The sequence below is a fragment of the Cupriavidus sp. 94F1 genome (assembly GCF_057798875.1).
Genome location: NZ_JBYOJT010000005.1, coordinates 534,071 through 550,915 on the forward strand (window position 1 = coordinate 534,071; position 16,845 = coordinate 550,915).

Consider the following 16,845-nt stretch of genomic DNA (forward strand, 5'->3'; position numbering starts at 1 on the left):
GTTCACGCACGTGGAATAAGACTAGTGCATCGGTTCAGGCCACTGCAAGGCGACATGTGCCCCATATCGTTCGGAGACACTCGCGCGGCCGCACCCGGCATGTCACGCGTGCAGCACAGCAAAAATGGCAGTGGGGACATCCTGGTCCCAACTGCCATCCGTGGGCGCACGCGGGCGGTGGCTCACAGCCATGCCATGCGCTCAACACCTTGCATCACGAGACGATGTATCTAGTGCACGACATCGCGCGATTCCAGCTTCCAGTAGCACAGCGCGATGCACATGCCGAAGATCAGGTGGCCCACCAGCGTATGCCAGCCCCGCGCGTCGATGAACCACGGGAACGCGGCCGTCATCACATGGAAGTTGAACAGGTAGACCACCAGCCCGAATCCGGCGCCCACCAGCATCGACATGCCCACGCTCGAATCGAGCTGGAACGGCGCGATGATGGCGCAAAGCACACACCCCAGCACAATGCCGATCACGAAGTGAATGATCAGCGCCACGGCCACCGTGCTGACACTGAACATCGACGTCTGCAGCACGTCGGGGCCCATCACGATGGCAGCGATCAGGCGCGTGGTGCCCCACGGATGCACGCCGGCCACCATGCTCGACCAGAACATCTCCACGACGATCAGCAACGCCCCTGCGGCCAGGCCCGATACTGCGGCGGCAGACCAGTCGGGCAGGCGGCGCACGTAGTGGTGCGAATGCATGTGAAGTTCCATAGCTTCCTCCCATTGGTGGCCGACGATAGCCATCATGCGTCCAGCATAGGACACCGGCCGCGGCAGATGCAGACGGCCCACCCTCCTGTCACGTTGTGCAGCGCGGCGCAGCGCACGAACGGTCCCATCGGAGCCGCTGGGACGCGACATGCGCCGCAGGACAGAACTCTGCAAGCGTTTCAAACATTGCGGGACAACCCTGACGCTTCCGGCCTTGTATTCGCCACCCACGGCCTATACTGGAATCAGAACGAAACAAGACAGGAGACCGCCATGATTCACGTACAGGCGCACGATCTTGTGTTTTTGATCCCCATGGCGCTCGTCGGGCTGTTGGCGATGGGTGCGATCCCGGTGGCCGCCAAGGCGCTGCGTATCAGCTGCCGGTGCGCGGGCGCAATCATCGGGGTACTCCTTGGGGTGCTCGTGCTGGAGGCGTTGCCGCTGCTGATATAGCTGCGCGACCGCTGGAAGTGAAGCGCCTGTGAGAGAGAAGGAGGCGCGATGTCATTGACACTGCTCGCTGCCTTGATGGCGGCGCTGCTGGTCCTGACCGTGGCGTCCGCGCTATGGCGATGCAGCCATCCCTTCCGGATGCGCTACACGCGATGCGCGCGCCGGCGCGCCCGCGCCGGCCTTTGCAGGGAGTTGCGGCAGAGGCACTCCCACATCCCCTGAATTCCCGCCGGAACTCAGATCTCGATCATCGAGAAGTCGCCCTTGCTGACGTCGCACTCTGGGCAACGCCAGTCTTCGGGAATCGCTTCCCAGCGCGTGCCAGGCGCGATGCCGTCCTCGGGCCAACCCTGTTCCTCGTCGTACACCCACCCGCAAATCAGGCAAACCCAGGTCTTGTAGGCAATCGCTTCCTGCTCCAACACTCGCTCCTTTTGATCGTCAATCGGTCAGTCCGGGGCGAATGATACGCGGTTTCGGTGCAGGCACCCCGGCTGCGGCGTTCGAAGCTTTCGTTCAAACGCCGCACCGGGCAGCATGCCGGGCGACGGCTATTGCCGGATCGAGAAGTCGACGCGGTTGGGCGTGCCCTTGTCCTTGATGCCCTCGGCGGTCAGCTTCGGCGCGGTCAGGAACAGCTTCGACTCGGGCACCTTGCCGTCGCGTTCCAGCGACTGCTTGACCGCCAGCGCGCGCTGGTCCGCCAGCGCCCGCAGCTCGGCATCGGTGACGGGGGCGTTTTCCAGCAGCAGTTTTTCCATCTCGGCCGGCGGCAGCGACTTGTTCAGGCCGATGAAATTCTTCGGCTTCTTGAACGACTCGCGCTTGTACACCGCTTCCAGGTACTTTGGATACTCCTGCTTCGACACGGTCACCTTGGCCCCCTGGTCGCCGCCCTCGCCTTCCTCGGCCTGCGCGCCAGCCTGGGCCGACCGGCGCAGATCGCGCTGCTTGGCTTCGGCCACGCGCTGGTCCAGCCAGACGCGGCGCGCGCCATCGGCATCGGTGGCCGGGTCGATCCGCCCGCTGATTTCCAGCCGCAGCGACGGGCGGTCGTTCAGCGCCTTGCCCACCGTCTCGATTTTCTTGCGGCCCTCATCGGTCAGCGTGGACGATCCCGGCGCGAACTCGATATAGCCAAGCTCCTCGCCGCTGCCGCCGAACGCCGAGGCGATCAGCGAAAACGGTGACGTGATCGCCTTGGTCAGCAGGTTCACGATCACGCGCATGATCACGCCGCCAATGCTGAACTCGGGATCCGACAGCGAGCCCGACACCGGCAGGTTGATGTCGATCACGCCATTGCGGTCCTTGAGCAGCGACACGGCCAGCAGCACCGGCAGCTTCACGGCATCGGGGCTGTCCACCTTGTCGCCGAACGTGAGCTGGTCCAGGTACAGGTGGTTCCTCGCGTCGAGCTTGCCGTTCTCGATCTTGTACGCCACATCGACAGTCAGCTTGCCCTTGGTGATGGGGTAGCCGGCGTACTTGGCCGCGTAAGGCGTCAGGCGTGTCAGTTCCACGCCGGCTGCCTTGGCCGCGATGTCCAGATAGAGCTGCTCGCCCAGCGGATTAAGCTTGCCGCTGATGCTGACCGGCGCGTCGTCGTCGAGCCGGCCGTCGAGCACCAGGTCCGCCGGCGTGGGATCGGCCGACGACACCTTCGACACCGAACCCTTCATGTCGGTCAGGTTGGCCGAGTAGTTCGGCTTGACGAAAAAGTCCGAGAAGTTGATGTTGCCCTTGTTGATCGTCACGCCGCCCAGGCGAATCTGCGGTTTCGGGCCGGCCGCTTGCCTGGCGGGTGCGGCCTGCGGTGCGGGCCTGGCCTCCGGGGCCGACGCCGGGCTCGCCTGCGTCAGGCTCGTGGATGGCGCCGCCTCGCCCTTCTCGGCACCACCGGCCACTACGTCCTGCAGGTTCAGCCGGCCGTTGGCATTGAGAATCACGCGCGCATAGAAGTCGTTCAGCGCCACGTTGCTCACGCCGACCTGCATCGGCCCCTTGGCATCGTCCATGCTGAAGTCGATGCCATTGACCGCCAGTGCGCGCCAGCGCAGGAAGTCATCCCCGGAAATGCGATCGACGGTACGCACGTTGCCCGCAAAGGCGTTGCCGCTGAAGCGCACGGCGATCGGCTTGCCGGCCGGCGCGTCGTACGCCACCTTGCCCTTGACCGTCATCGTGCCGCTGCGCAGCGCCGCGTTGAAGCGATCGGCCAGATAAGGCTGCAGCGGCGCCATGTCGAGATCGCGCAGGTCCAGTTGCAGTTGCGCGGCGGGCCCGGTCGGCACGACCTGCCCGTCGATGTTCATCACGCCCTTGCGGCCGCTTTCGGCATGCAGCTTCATCGGCAACGCGCCCGGCGACAGCGGCCACGTGATGGTGCCGGTGCTCAATCCGATATTGCGGAACTGGTGGATCACCGGACGGCCGCGATTGACTTCGGCAGGCGCGTAGTCCGCCAGCCGTGCCTCGCCACCGTCCACGGCCACCTTGCCCACGCGCACCTTCCAGCCCGGCGCCGCCGCACCGCCATTGGCCTGCGGTACCGGCTTCGCAGCGGCCTTCTGGTCCGCTGCCTTCTGTTCGGCAGATTCGGTGGCCCAGATTTGCGCCGATTCCAGCAACTCGCCGCGACGATCGCGCGTGGCCGCGATGCGCGGCTTCACCAGCGCCACTTGCCCGGCTTCGAAAGTCTGTTTGGCCAGGTCGAGCTGGATATCGTCGAGGATCAGCTTGTCGGCATGGATCAGCGGCAGGTTGGCGCCTGCGGTATCCGCCACGCGCGCCGTACGTGCCGCCCGGGCCCCGCGCCGGGCCGGTGCGGCCTTGGCATCGTCATCGCTGTCATTGGCGGCGGCCGATGCGCCCTGCGCGGCCGGCACCTTGACCGGATCGCGCGTGGCCACATAGACCGGCGACAGCTCGACGCGCGATTTCTGCAGCGTGAACTGGAACACTGGCTGCGCCCACGCCATCGTGTAATGCAGCGCGGCGTTGATGGCCGTCTCGCCCAGCTGGCTGTGCAGCGCGCGCGGCCACCACGCCGAGAAGCCTTGCGGCCGCAGGCCCGCCGTTTCCAGCGTGCCCGTCAGCGTGCCCTGCTTCAGGCCCAGTTCGCCGGTGTGCTTGACGGTCTGCCCGTTGGCGATCGTGATACTGGCGTCAAGCTTCGCGGGCTTGTCGCCGGTACTGGCGAGATTGACGATATCGACGTTGACCGGGCCGACGTCGAGCTTGCCGGGGCCCGATGGCGCCAGTTCGTCGACAAACCCGAGCCTGGCTTCCTTGACCGTCACGCGGTCCACGGCATACGACCACGGCACCTCCTCGGCCTTCGGCGGCGACTGAACCCCTGCGGCCGCGGGCGCGGATGCCGATGCCGCCGATGCCGCCGATGCCGGCGCCGCGGCCTTGGCCGGGGCCTGCGCCGCGGCCTTCGGTGCTGGGGCCGCTGCCGGCAGGAACGCGGTGGCCAGGTTCAGCGTACCGTCCCGGCGACGCAGCGCCTGCAGGTCGAATCCCTCCAGTTCGATGCTTTTCACATGGGCCGTGTGCGCCAGCGGCTGCACGCGGTCCAGATCGACGGCCAGACGTCCGGCCTTGACGATCGGCGCCCCGGCGTGCGTCTGCACGTCGGCATCGCGCAGCGCAATCGTGCCGGACACATACAGGTCCTGCTTGTCCTTTTCCTGTCGGAAGCCCACCTTCAGCCGGGTATCGACGAGACCGCCCTTGACTTCCGCATCCTTCAGTTTTGGCGCGAATGCCATGTACTTCGCCAATTCCAGACCGTCCAGATTCACGTTGAGGTCGGTCTGGTGAGTATCGGAAAACGGTTGCGAGGTGCCGTCCAGCGCCAGCGGCGTGCCATTGATCTTGGCAAACAATGACGGTCGCGTATTGATGGCTACATCGTGCGGCAGGTTCGACAGGAACGGCAGGGTCAGCGTGAAGTTCTCCACGCGCTGCACGGTATCAAGCAGCTTGTCGTCATAAACAAAGCTGCTGTTGGACACGGCGATATTGCTGACCGAGAACCGCGCCGGCTTGCTGTCGGCCGGTTTGGGCGGCTGGGCGGCAAAGCGTTCCTGGATGTCGGCAAAGCTCATGCGGCCGTCGGCATTGCGCACCACATGCACGCTGAGCCGGTCCACATGCAGGAAATCGACCACCGGCGCCAGATGCCAGATCGACGCGGCCGAGGTATTGGCCTCGACCTCGCCCAGCGTCAGCATGGGCGTTTTGCCATCGGGCTCGAAAATGGTCAGGTCGTTCAGCGTCGCGCCCAGTTCGAATGGCCGCACCTGCGCGCCACCCAGCGTGACCTTGCGGCCCAGCGCCTCGGTCGCGTTCTTTTCTACCAGATATTTGATCAGCGGCGGCCCGCCAACATAGCCGGCCAGCCCGAAAACAGCCAGCGCAGCCACCACGCCGCCCGCCACGCGCACGGCCACGCGCCGGCGCGGCGTTGCCATGGCCGCCCCTGTTGCAGCCTGGATGGAATCCTTGAAAGCCATGTCACCCCAGAATATATGACCCCGCGCATTTCGCGCTTTGTGCCCCGGATTTCACTTGCTTTTGTATTATGGAGACGGATTATGGCAGCGCGACGGCCGATTTAGTATTCAATCTGATCAAAATCGCAGATGAAACACATCGATCTGGTATCTTTACGCCTTTGCGAAGCGTCCCGTCGTGCCCGCCGGCTTACCCGCCGGCCCCGGTTCGCCAAGTTCGTGTCGTCATCCCTCGGCCGTCTTCCTCCACGTCATCCGTGTTGCGCGCTTCGCATGTGAATGTATCCATGCGAGTCTTTTCATGTCCACGTCCAGCAGTACTGCCGGGGAACTGGGCGCGCAAGGCGGCCACGCCGCCCGCCCGCTGACCGGCCAGGACTACAAGACGCTTGCCCTTGCAGCATTGGGCGGCGCGCTTGAGTTCTACGATTTTATTATTTTTGTCTTTTTCGCCAAGGTCATTGGCCAGCTGTTCTTCCCGGCTTCGGTGCCGGACTGGCTGCGCCTGCTGCAGACCTTCGGCATTTTCGCGGCCGGCTACCTGGCGCGCCCGCTGGGCGGCATCATCATGGCGCACTTCGGCGACCTGCTGGGCCGCAAGAAGATGTTTACGCTGTCGATCCTGCTGATGTCGGTGCCGACGCTGCTGATGGGCCTGCTGCCCACCTACGCGACCATCGGCCTGCTGGCCCCGGTGCTGCTGCTGGTGCTGCGCATCCTGCAAGGTGCCGCCGTGGGCGGCGAAGTGCCGGGTGCCTGGGTATTCGTGTCCGAACACGTGCCCAAGCGCCACATCGGCTATGCCTGCGGCACGCTGACGGCGGGCCTGACGGCCGGCATCCTGCTGGGCTCGCTGGTGGCCACCGGCATCAATGCGATCTTCGACCCGCAGGAACTGCTGGCCCATGGCTGGCGCGTGCCGTTCGTGCTGGGCGGCATCTTCGGCGTGGGTTCGATGTACCTGCGCCGCTGGCTGCACGAGACGCCGGTGTTCGCCGAACTGCAGCAGCGCAAGGCGCTGGCCGCCGAAATGCCGCTGAAGGCCGTGGTGCGCGACCATCGCGGCGCCGTGCTGATCTCGGCGCTGCTGACCTGGATGCTGTCGGCCGGCATCGTGGTGGTGATCCTGCTGACCCCCACCTACCTGCAGACGCTGTTCGGCTTCGACGCCCGCACGGCGCTGGTTGCCAACAGTGCGGCCACGCTGTTCCTGTCGATTGGCTGCGTGGTGGCCGGCGTGCTGGCCGATCGCATCGGCGCCCGCCTGACGCTGTCCATCGGCGGCGCGCTGCTGGCGGCGACGGCCTACCTGCTGTACACCACCATCGGCACGCGCCCTGACCTGCTGCTGCCGCTGTACGCACTGGCCGGCTTCTTCGTCGGCACGATCGGCGCCGTGCCGTATGTGCTGGTGCATGCCTTCCCGGCGCAGGTGCGTTTCTCGGGACTGTCCTTCTCGTACAACGTCTCGTACGCGATCTTCGGCGGGCTGACGCCGGTCATCGTCTCGCTGATGCTGAAGACCGACAAGCTGGCCCCGGCACACTACGTGGTCGGTGTCTGCGTCATGGGCATCATCACCGCGCTGTTCGTGCGCAAGCGGGAAGCCTGATTCAGGGCGCATTCACCGGCACGTGCGGACAAAAAAGGGGAAGGCCAGAAGCCTTCCCCTTTTTCCATTCCGCGGCGGCCGCGTCACGCCAGGCGGCGATGCTGCCGGAAGAACTGCCACATCATCCAGCTTGCGTCCGGCCCAACGTCGCTGTGGTACTGCACGCTGGCGTCGCCGCCGCTCCACGCGTGATCGAGGCCAGCCACCTCCACCAGCCGCACGACGTCGCGATTCCACCGGCCAAAGCGGGCTTCCCGATAGTCGCCCGCTTCCAGCGGCGGCGCATCGTTGGCGCAGTCCAGACGCGCGCCGGTGCGTTCGCTCAGCCCGTTGTAGGTCAGAAATTGGCGGGCCAGCAGGCGGCCATTGATGGGATTCACGGCGTCATCGGTCATGCCATGCACGACGATGGCGGGCATTTCCGGGCCGCCCGGCGTCACGCCGGCGGCATCGAGCAGCAAAGCCGGTTCCAGCTCGGTGCCATGGCGCATCGCCTTCAGGCCCGCGCCCGGATTGCCGGCCGCGCCGATCACGACGCCCGAGTGCAAACCCACCGCCGCGACTTTTTCGGGATAACGCAGCGCCACCACGGCAGCCATGGCCGCCCCGGCGGACAAACCCGCCAGATAAATCTCGCCCGTGCGCACGTCAGGCCGGCTGGACAGTTCGTCGATCAGCATGGCCACGGCCTGCGCCTCGCGACCGCCCACGCCGTCGCCCAGGTCGAACCATTGCCAGCAGCGGTGTACGGAGCGGCGCAACGGCTGCTGCGGATAAGCCACCATGAATCCCTCGCGCTCGGCCAGTGCGTTCATGCGCGTGCCGGCAGCCAGATCTTCGGGCGTCTGCTGGCAGCCGTGCAGCATCACCACCAGCGGCAACGCGCCCTTGGCGCCAGACGGAATATAGAGACGATACGACAGCTGCGGCACCAGCTCGCCCGGCAGCGGTTCCAGGCCCAGCTTGTGGGATTGCCACGATCCGGGCAGTTCGGCTGGCGCGGGCTCACCCGCCGCGGGGTGTCGCAGCCGCCGTGCAGCCGGCTGCGCCGGATCAAGGCGCCCCAGCCAGGAACGAATTTGCTTCGCGGCCTGGGAGTGCGGGCGACCGAATTGTCGCCACTGCGCATCCCAAGTCGGAGACAGGCTTTTGGCCATATGAAGACTCCTGCTCATCTAGGAACGAGTCTCCTCCTCTATTTGTGCGACGCAGCATAACACAGCCGACGTGACGAACTGTCGTCAATGTTTGCAAGATGCAACATGAATTTTGGAAACAAAGATTTCCTTGTGGAATTCGTCCTGCCCCCGAACGGGTTAATGCCTTCGAAAAAACTTACGTCATGGCGACGAAAGAATGCAGAACGGTGGAAAATCCGTGCCATTTGCGGACACTTATACTGAAACGCATAAACACCCCATGGACCGATCGGCGCGACGATGTCCTTCGAACGTCCCGGCGCAAGCGCCCCATCCTGCACAATTTGTCCATTCCGCCAGGCATGTCGCCATGCCTGCGGCGATAGCGCATTGCGGGCACCCGTGCCGCTTGCGCCCGGCCGGGTGCGGTTACGGGCGGGCGACGTGCTGTATGCGCAGGGCCGGCCTACGCTGGCGGTCTTCCCCCTGCGCACGGGTGGGCTGAAGCTGGTCTACGAATCCCGCCTGGGATGGCGGCAGGTAAGCGGCTTTTTTCAGTGCGGCGATGTATGCGGCCTGGAGCCGAACGAATCCGCCGCCCATGGGGCCAGCGCCGTTGCGCTCCAGGACACCGAGTGCTGCACCATCCCCATCGAGGCCTTGCATGACAGCCTTGCCGATCCGGCATTGCGCGCCGCCATTCTGGCCAACCTGCGGCGGCAGGCCGGGCGTCAAGCCGAACTGATGGTCGCCATTGGGTCGATGAAGGCGTCGCAACGGCTGGCCATGCTGCTGCTCGACCTGGCTGCCGAACAGGCGCGTCGCGGCATTTCCGACGGCGGATTGACGCTGGCGATGACGCGTAACGACATCGCCAGCTACCTTGGCCTGACCCTGGAAACGGTGTCCCGGCTGCTATCGCGGTTCCGGTCGGTGGGACTGATTACGGTACGGCACCGCATGCTGCGGATCGTCGATCCGGACGGACTGGCAGACGTCTACGCGGACCCCGACCGCGTGGCGCTGCGGGGCCCGGGCGACTGAAGAACTCCTACTCCTTTGCCACCGGCTTCCACCCTTGCGGCGCGAACGTCCGGATGGCCGCCGCGCGCGACGCCGTCGCCTTGCCCAGGTCGCGCTCGTAGAATCGGCGCTCGCTGTCCAGCATGAACGAATGCACGCCGGAATCGCCATAGCGCGCCGGCCACGCGATGAACGCGAATTTTGCGTCGCTGCCCTTCGGCGGCGCGATGACGCGGTAGCGATAGCCGAAGAACGCCTCGTCGGGCGGCGTCTCCGGGCCCATGGCCAGGGCATCCGGCCCCAGCGGACTATCGTTTTCCTTCGATGCCGACGGCCAGTACAGGCCATTGGTCTTGCCCGGCGTGCTGACAAGTTGCCCGGCGTAGGCGCCCTTGCCCACCTGCTCGGCATAGCGTTGCTGGGCATCGGCCAGTTGCAGCAGCGTGTCCATGGCCACGATCTCGTTGCGGCCGATCCGGCGAACCCTGACCTCGCGCTCGCCTGCCGTCAGGTCGAACTGCCATCCGGCCTTGCGTTTCACGATCGGCACCGGAAACGTCCAGCCGCTGCCGCCCACTTCCACGCTGGCGGTATTCTCGCCGTCCTTGCGGACAGCATGGTGATTGGCCCAGGCGCCAAGAAAATCGTAGATGTCCTGCTGGTCCAGATGGGGCGGCACGATCCGGCGATACTGCGCGCCCAGCACGCGCTTGAGCGCGTCGGTGTCGCTGCGTGCCACGCCATCGCCCAGCGCGTCCATGGCCGCCTCGGGCGACGGGAATACCTGCTGCGCCAACGCCACGGCCGGCGCAGATATCGACGCGCCGACCAGCACGGCCATGGCCAGCGCGCGCAACGACTTCCAACCGCGTGCGTTTCCGCGAGTTCCCTGGTTGTGCTTCATCGTTATCTCCGACCGTGACCGAAATGACCGCCGCCAGCACCGCCTCCGCCGCCGAAATGGCCGCCGCCTCCGCCGCCACCCTGGAATCCACCGTGGTCCGGCATGGTCCGCTGGCCACCGAAGCTCTGCAGTCCTGTACCGCCACGCTCGGCCTGCTGGCGCATGCGGTCGCCATTGCCGGCATCGTGGAAGGCGTTGGCATGATTGGTGTCGCGGGCCCGGTTGCGCGCGTCCATCTGATCGGCGTGCTGGCGGTCTGCACCGGCCGGGCGAGGATTCTGCCCGCCGCCCGGGCGATTGACGCCGGGCGAGCCGTGTCCCGCAATCGACTGGCCGGTCCGTCCCTGGAACGACTGTGCGGCGCGGTCGCGCGCGGCGCCCCGCTGGCTTTGGGCGGCCCCGGCCTGTCCTGGCCGCTGCGGGTTCTGGACGCCGCCACCGCCCTGCCCCAGCCGCTGACCACCGGCTTGTCCGGGCGGGGGCCGATTGGCCAGGGCCTGCTGCCGCTGCGCATCGAAACGGTTGGCGACGTTGGGGTTGTTGTACGGCACGTTGCCGCGGTTGGCCGGGTTGTGCTGCCAGTTCACGTTGGCCCGGTTGACGTCGAGCCGCTGGTTCACGTTGATATTGTTATAGCGGTTGACGTTGATGTTGACGTCATGCGCGCCCCAGTTGAATCCGCCCCACATCGAATTCACCGCCGCCACACCCAGCCCGAAGCCGATGCCGGCCACCAGCGACGTCGCGAACACCGAGCCCGGCGGCGGCGGATAGTAGGCGGGCGGATAGGCAGGATAGGGCCACGTGCCATAGACCACGGTGGGGTTGTAGGCGGGCACGTACACGACCTGCGGATTGGCCGGCTCGATCTGTACGATCGTCGTACCGCCACTTTGCTGCGTCACCACCTTCTGCTGCTCGGTGGTCTTCAGCGTGCCGGCCTTCTGGGCCTGCACGCGCAGCCGCTGCACCGAATCCATGACGTCGTCAGGCTGCGCCAGGAACGCATCGCCCACCGACTGCACCCATTGCGGCTGGCGCCCCATCATGTCCATGACCGACGGAAAGGCCACCAGCGACTGCACGCTCGGGTCCCATGGCTCATTGGCCACGGCCTTGGTGGCGGCATCGCCCGACAGGCTTGCATTCGATTTCGACCACTGCGCGGCTGCCGCCACGTCGGCGGGATAGGTCGAAGCCATCAGCACCTGCGACAGCAGCGCATCGGGATAAAGCGCCACGGGCGCCAGCAACTGGTCAAGATGAGGCTTGTCCAGCTTGGCCTGGGCCAACGCACTGCCAGCCGTGGCAAGCAGGGTCAGCCCGAGCAGCCAGGCCACGATTCGTCGCACGCGCAACATGATCACTCCCTCAATGACGAAAAAGGACCGCTACACCTGCCTGCCAATGCTGGCCCAGGCCCGTTACCCCGACTGACTGGCTGACTGATTGACTTACTTGCGGGCCTGCGCGCACTCCTGCCGGTAGGCTTCTTCCAGGCGCTTGCGTTCCGGCGCGCGTTCGAGCGTGGAATAGCTGCGCCCGTCGGCGGTGGTGACATTCGACTGGCCCTGCGACCACTGCGGCCCCGCGGGCAATGCATTGATCTTGTCGAGCAGCTGGCGGCAATGCTCGCGCTGCGATGTGCCTGACGCGCCGCCCGGATCATCTACCGTGGACGTGGCGGGATCAAGCATGCGCGGGGGCGGCGGGGCGATCATCGGCGTGGACGGATCCGTCGATGGCGCCTGCCCGTAGGCAACGAATGGGACCACGCATACGGCTGCAGCCATGGCTGCCAAAACCTTTCTCACCAGAAAAACTCCAGAATTCATTGGCAACATCGAAGTTGCCTTGCGACGGCTTCCGGCAGGCGAGGTGTCCGGGCACGATGTCATGCATCCGTCTTGCCGTGGCTCCGCCTGCCGGTTCGGTTGCGCAGCAGCTCAAGTTGCAGCAGCGCATCCGCAAGCATACTCTTCAGGCGCACATTTTCTTCCTCGAGCTGACGCACGCGCCGCGTGTCGGCGCCGTCGCCATGCCGTGTCGGACCATACCTGGCACGCCAGCCGTAGAACGAGGCATCGCTGAAACCATAGCGCGCGCACAGTTCCCGCACGGGCACGCCATTCGCGGCCTCGGCGAGGTACATGCGGATCTGCTCCTCCGAATAGCGTCTGTTCACCGATGCCTCCGCTCGTGGCTCCCCCCGCGCGGCGGGCGCAACGGCCTGCCGTTCATGCCGGTAAGGTAGCCCAGCCCTTGCGCAAAAGGAATTCAGTGTCTTCGCCGCACGAGTTAAGCAAATTGAATGAAAGCATCGGCATGATCAACGACGCTGGCGGCGGCCATCCCATGCGGACTCCGCCCCTATGGCGCAAGCCTTGGCACCGCGACCAAATTTTGTTTTTCCATCTTGGAATATTCCGATTCCGAATTCATGCCGGAACATCGGGTTGAAACACTTTTCTGGCACACCGTGCAATCGCCTCCGGGTCAGTGCCGCGTCAGGTGCATCGCCCTGCGACGTACGTGTCATGCGGGTTTTCGCTTTGTATGGATGTGCGAACAAAGGGGCCTTTGCAAGTCAGATGACAAACATGACATCACACGCCGTTCTAGTAGTTTCCAAAATGTTGTATTAAGATTTCTTCGCATCAACTAAATTTCAAACGCCTGCAGGGCACGCCTCCCCGGCGCACCCAGACAGGCGTCCGGCAGCCCCTTCACCGCCATGGTGATGATGGCGATTGCCGGGTCCGGGCCTGAGGAAGAGGAGCCACTGCCGTACCGCACATGCCTTCGATGCGCTGTCGAAGAAGCGCGGCAATCGTGGATATACCCGCGTGCAAAGACGCGGGTGGCATTGCCCGGGCGCACATGTTTTTCGTTCCCCCCCCCCGTAGTTTCATGCTGTACAGGTCGCAGGCGTTGCGTGATGGCAGGACCGGCAACGGCAGGTCTCGCAGTCACGAAGTTGCAACGCTTCGCCACAACAAGAAAAACAGAAGTTCGGATCGGGAGAAGTCAGTATGCGGCACGTCAGTACCAAGCTATTGCATGTGTTCGTCCTGCTCATGGAGTACCGCGACCTCGGCGCGGTGGCAGCTTGCACACAGGGACGCATTCCAACCGTGGCCTACAGCCTGGCCCGCCTGCGAGAGATCACCGGCGATGCGCTGTTCGTCAAGCGCAATGGCACGCTGGAGCCTACGCCCCACGCGCTGCGGCTCGAACAGACGGCCCGGCAAATCCTGGCGCGCTGGAACCATCTGGTCCAGCCGCAGGACCACTCGGCCCATGCCACCGGCAACCGTCGGCGCATTTCGATCGGATTCTCATCGTCGATCGGCGATCCGGTCATCACGGAAATCCTTACCACGCTGTGCGAACGCTTTCCACATGACAGCTTCGTCACGCGGCCGGTCATTGCCGATGCGTCGCTGGGGGACAGTCTCGACGCCGGCCATCTCGATTGCGCGTTCGTGGTGGATGGCGCCAACGTGCCCGACAGCGTGCTGCCGCATAGCATCCTGGCCACGCCGCGCCGCCTGGTAAGCGCCGCGCGTGGGGGCACGAACGACGAAGCGGAAACCGACTGGATCCTGCTGCAGGAGGACTGCGAAAGCGGCAGCCCGTTGCATGCGTTTCTGGCGCGGCGCGCCAATACGCCAGGCCATCGCGAGACCGTGGTGCCGTCATGGCATACGCAGATCACGCTGCTGCATTCCGCCGGCGGCATCTGCCCGGTCCTGGATTTCAACGTGCCGCTGGTCACCCGCGACCGCAAAACCCGGCTGCTGGCACCGCCTGCCGCGTTTCCGGCCTGGGCGGCGCTGCATTTCTGGACGCCGCAGCGGGCACAGGACCCCGCCGCGCTGCGCGACATCATGGACGTGGGCGCGTCGATCCTGCGCGATCCGCTCAAGGCCATCGACGGGCGCCGCCACGCACAGCACCGCACCCCCGCGCTGGCGGCGATCGCCTGAGCCTGGCGATCCGGCCAGCACCAGCCCCAACTACGGCCCCGACCCACTGACACGGCCCCGCGATGGCGACATCGCGGGGCCGTCTGCATTTCCCCTGCGCAATCGCAGCAGTCTTTCGTGCATTTTGCGAATCCTCTTACTCCCATCCGCGCCTGCGGGCATTAACCTCGCCGGGCATCGCAGTGTTGCGGGCTGTCTCCCATGCAGTCCGCCATGCGCGTGCACGCAGTCGATGCGTGTTGGCGCCGCACGCCACTCCCGCGTGCGGCGCATTTTTTGACGCCAGCGCGAAGCCGAACGCTGAAGAGCCATGTGAACAGGACAGGAGTCGATGGATGACGTTGAGGATTTTGCTGGCCGACGACCACCCCGTCATTACGGCGGCGATCCGGGCCAGGTTGCAGACGCAGACCGGCTGGGAGGTCTGCGGGGAAGTGATCAGTGCCACCGACCTGCTGCAGCAGGCCGACAACTTGCGGCCCGATGTCGTGGTCACCGACTATCACATGCCCGGGCCGGCCGAGCTCGATGGCGTACGCCTGCTCACGGCCTTGCGCCGCCGCTATCCGGCCATGGCGGTCGTGGTGCTGACGATGATCACGAATCCGCTGGTGCTGCGCACGATACTCGATGTCCGCGTGCAGGGCCTGCTGCTCAAGGACAGCCAGCTTTCCGAAATCGTGACAGCGATTGCCCGTGCCCAGCGCGGCTTCACCTATATCGGCAAGTCGGCGCTACGGGCGTTGGCGCCGACCGAAGTGCGCCCCATGATGCCGATCGGGCGCGAAGGCATGCAGCGGCTGTCGGCGCGCGAAACGGAAGTGCTGCGCCTGTACCTGACCGGACGCTCGGTCACCGAGATTGCCGCCACGCTGTGCCGCAGCGTCAAGACCATCAGCCGGCAGAAGAACTGCGCCATGCACAAGCTCGGGGTCACCAACGACCGCGAGCTGTTCGAATGTGCGGCCCTGCAGGGCATGGTGCTGCCACAAGGCGGATGACCATGGACGCCGCTCGCTATAATCGGCCACGCCAACCGGCCCCTCCGAAGCCCTCACCGTGCGGGGACCGGCCCGCCGCACCCGCTACGTTCATGTTGCCGACATCGCCACCGCCTTCGCTACCTCCCGACGCGCCCCCTGGCCGCGCGGTGCCCGCCTTGATGATCGCCGCACCAGCGTCAGGCCAGGGCAAGACCACCGTCACCGCGGCGCTGGCGCGGCTGCACGCACGCCAGGGCCGCCGCGTGCGGGTCTTCAAGACGGGGCCCGATTTCCTGGACCCGACGCTGCTGGCCGCGGCAAGCGGCGCGCCAGTGCAGTCGATCGATCTCTGGATGACGGGCGAAGCCGATGCCAGGGCGCGCCTGGGCGACGCCGCGGCCGACGCAGACCTGATCCTGGTGGAAGGCGTGATGGGCCTGCACGACGGCACGCCGAGCAGCGCCGATGTGGCGCGCCTGTTCGGCCTGCCGGTGCTGGCGGTGATCCAGGCCGGCGCGATGGCCCAGACGTTCGGTGCGCTGGCCTACGGGCTGGCGCACTACGGCGAGCCGTTCCGGGCGATGCATGTGCTGGCCAATGGCGTTGCCACGGCCCGTCATGCCGAGATGCTGCGCGAAAGCGTGCCGCCGGGCATTGCGTGGGCCGGCGCGCTGGCCCGCGACGCATCGGCCAGCCTGCCTGAGCGGCATCTTGGACTGTTCAGTGCCGACGAACTGCCGGACCTGATGACGCGGCTCGACAGGCTGGCCGACGCATTGGCCGCACTGCCGCTGTCGCACCTGCCCGCGCCCGTGACGTTTGGGCCGGCCAACACTGCGGCCCCGCTGCCACGGCTGCTGGCGGGCAAGCGCATCGCCATTGCGCGTGACGACGCCTTCCGCTTCATCTATCCGGCCAACCTCGATACGCTGACGGCTATGGGCGCGCATGTCGCATGGTTTTCGCCGCTGCGCGACCACGCCTTGCCGCCTTGCGACGCCGTGTGGCTTCCGGGCGGATACCCTGAGCTGCATGGCGCCACACTGGCAGCCAACTCGGCGATGCACGATGCACTGCGCGACGCGCATGCGCGCGGCGTGCCGATACTGGCGGAATGCGGCGGAATGATGGCGCTGTTCGAGCGCCTCTTCGACAAGGACGGCGTCAGCCATGCCATGGCCGGTCTGCTGCCCGGAACGGTGACGATGCAGCGCAGGCTCGCTGCGATTGGCCACCAGGCCGTCACACTACCGGGCACAGGCGAAGTGCTGCGCGGCCATACGTTCCACTATTCGAGCGCAGCAACGCCGCTGACGCCAGCGGTCAGGGCCGTGTCGCCACGCGATGGCGGCACGGGAGAAGCGGTCTATCAGGCCGGCAGCCTCACCGCGTCGTACGTCCATTTTTATTTTCCGTCGAATCCCGCCGCGATTGCGGCGGTGCTGGGCGCATGCTGACGGAAGCGCGATAGCGGGCGGCGGG

14 protein-coding genes are annotated in these 16,845 nt (G+C 65.8%); 6 read left to right on the forward strand and 8 right to left on the reverse strand.

Annotated elements, in window-relative coordinates:
* Positions 1-230: 230 nt before the first annotated feature.
* On the reverse strand, positions 231-734 hold the full coding sequence (locus AC3FJ6_RS16020; protein ID WP_400394341.1) for a hypothetical protein: 504 nt from the start codon (positions 732-734) through the stop codon (positions 231-233).
* 273 nt (positions 735-1,007) lie between these two features.
* Here AC3FJ6_RS16020 and AC3FJ6_RS16025 point away from each other — a divergent pair, with 273 nt between their 5' ends.
* Positions 1,008-1,190, forward strand: coding sequence for a hypothetical protein (locus tag AC3FJ6_RS16025; RefSeq protein WP_092602616.1), 183 nt, complete (start codon positions 1,008-1,010; stop codon positions 1,188-1,190).
* Between the two features lie 236 nt (positions 1,191-1,426).
* Here AC3FJ6_RS16025 and AC3FJ6_RS16030 read toward each other — a convergent pair whose 3' ends face one another.
* Together AC3FJ6_RS16030 and AC3FJ6_RS16035 are read right to left on the reverse strand one after the other, a co-directional pair.
* A complete protein-coding gene (locus AC3FJ6_RS16030; RefSeq protein ID WP_153949192.1) occupies positions 1,427-1,612 on the reverse strand; it encodes a rubredoxin in 186 nt (61 codons plus the stop codon).
* 129 nt (positions 1,613-1,741) lie between these two features.
* On the reverse strand, positions 1,742-5,713 hold the full coding sequence (locus AC3FJ6_RS16035) for a DUF748 domain-containing protein (protein ID WP_488772808.1): 3,972 nt from the start codon (positions 5,711-5,713) through the stop codon (positions 1,742-1,744).
* Between the two features lie 301 nt (positions 5,714-6,014).
* On the opposite strand from AC3FJ6_RS16035, the gene AC3FJ6_RS16040 reads away from it, so the two are divergent.
* On the forward strand, positions 6,015-7,325 hold the full coding sequence (locus AC3FJ6_RS16040) for an MFS transporter (RefSeq protein ID WP_488772809.1): 1,311 nt from the start codon (positions 6,015-6,017) through the stop codon (positions 7,323-7,325).
* 83 nt (positions 7,326-7,408) lie between these two features.
* On the opposite strand, the gene AC3FJ6_RS16045 is transcribed toward AC3FJ6_RS16040, so the two are convergent.
* Entirely contained in the window at positions 7,409-8,257 is an 849-nt protein-coding gene (locus AC3FJ6_RS16045; protein ID WP_488772810.1) for an extracellular catalytic domain type 1 short-chain-length polyhydroxyalkanoate depolymerase, read from the reverse strand.
* A gap of 609 nt (positions 8,258-8,866) precedes the next feature.
* Here AC3FJ6_RS16045 and AC3FJ6_RS16050 point away from each other — a divergent pair.
* Positions 8,867-9,508, forward strand: coding sequence for a Crp/Fnr family transcriptional regulator (locus AC3FJ6_RS16050; protein ID WP_488772811.1), 642 nt, complete (start codon positions 8,867-8,869; stop codon positions 9,506-9,508).
* A 7-nt stretch (positions 9,509-9,515) separates the two neighbouring features.
* Here AC3FJ6_RS16050 and AC3FJ6_RS16055 read toward each other — a convergent pair whose 3' ends face one another.
* The 4 genes from AC3FJ6_RS16055 to AC3FJ6_RS16070 all read right to left on the reverse strand — a co-directional run bounded on the left by AC3FJ6_RS16055 (position 9,516) and on the right by AC3FJ6_RS16070 (position 12,576).
* Complete coding sequence (locus AC3FJ6_RS16055) at positions 9,516-10,391, reverse strand: DUF2950 domain-containing protein (RefSeq protein WP_488772812.1); 876 nt, start codon at positions 10,389-10,391, stop codon at positions 9,516-9,518.
* 2 nt (positions 10,392-10,393) lie between these two features.
* Positions 10,394-11,752 (reverse strand): DUF3300 domain-containing protein, encoded by a 1,359-nt coding sequence (locus AC3FJ6_RS16060; RefSeq protein ID WP_488772813.1) that lies wholly within the window; start codon positions 11,750-11,752, stop codon positions 10,394-10,396.
* Positions 11,753-11,845: 93 nt separating this feature from the next.
* A complete protein-coding gene (locus tag AC3FJ6_RS16065) occupies positions 11,846-12,184 on the reverse strand; it encodes a hypothetical protein (RefSeq protein WP_153949185.1) in 339 nt (112 codons plus the stop codon).
* Positions 12,185-12,285: 101 nt separating this feature from the next.
* Complete coding sequence (locus AC3FJ6_RS16070) at positions 12,286-12,576, reverse strand: transposase (protein ID WP_194946572.1); 291 nt, start codon at positions 12,574-12,576, stop codon at positions 12,286-12,288.
* An 847-nt stretch (positions 12,577-13,423) separates the two neighbouring features.
* Here AC3FJ6_RS16070 and AC3FJ6_RS16075 point away from each other — a divergent pair.
* The 3 genes from AC3FJ6_RS16075 (at position 13,424) to AC3FJ6_RS16085 (ending at position 16,820) form a co-directional block, all read left to right on the forward strand.
* Positions 13,424-14,380, forward strand: a complete 957-nt coding sequence (locus AC3FJ6_RS16075; RefSeq protein WP_153949183.1) for a LysR family transcriptional regulator — start codon at positions 13,424-13,426, stop codon at positions 14,378-14,380.
* Positions 14,381-14,715: 335 nt separating this feature from the next.
* Positions 14,716-15,381, forward strand: a complete 666-nt coding sequence (locus tag AC3FJ6_RS16080; protein WP_488772814.1) for a response regulator — start codon at positions 14,716-14,718, stop codon at positions 15,379-15,381.
* A 161-nt stretch (positions 15,382-15,542) separates the two neighbouring features.
* Positions 15,543-16,820: a cobyrinic acid a,c-diamide synthase CobB gene (locus AC3FJ6_RS16085; protein ID WP_488772815.1), complete on the forward strand. Its 1,278-nt coding sequence runs from the start codon at positions 15,543-15,545 to the stop codon at positions 16,818-16,820.
* Positions 16,821-16,845 lie beyond the last annotated feature (25 nt).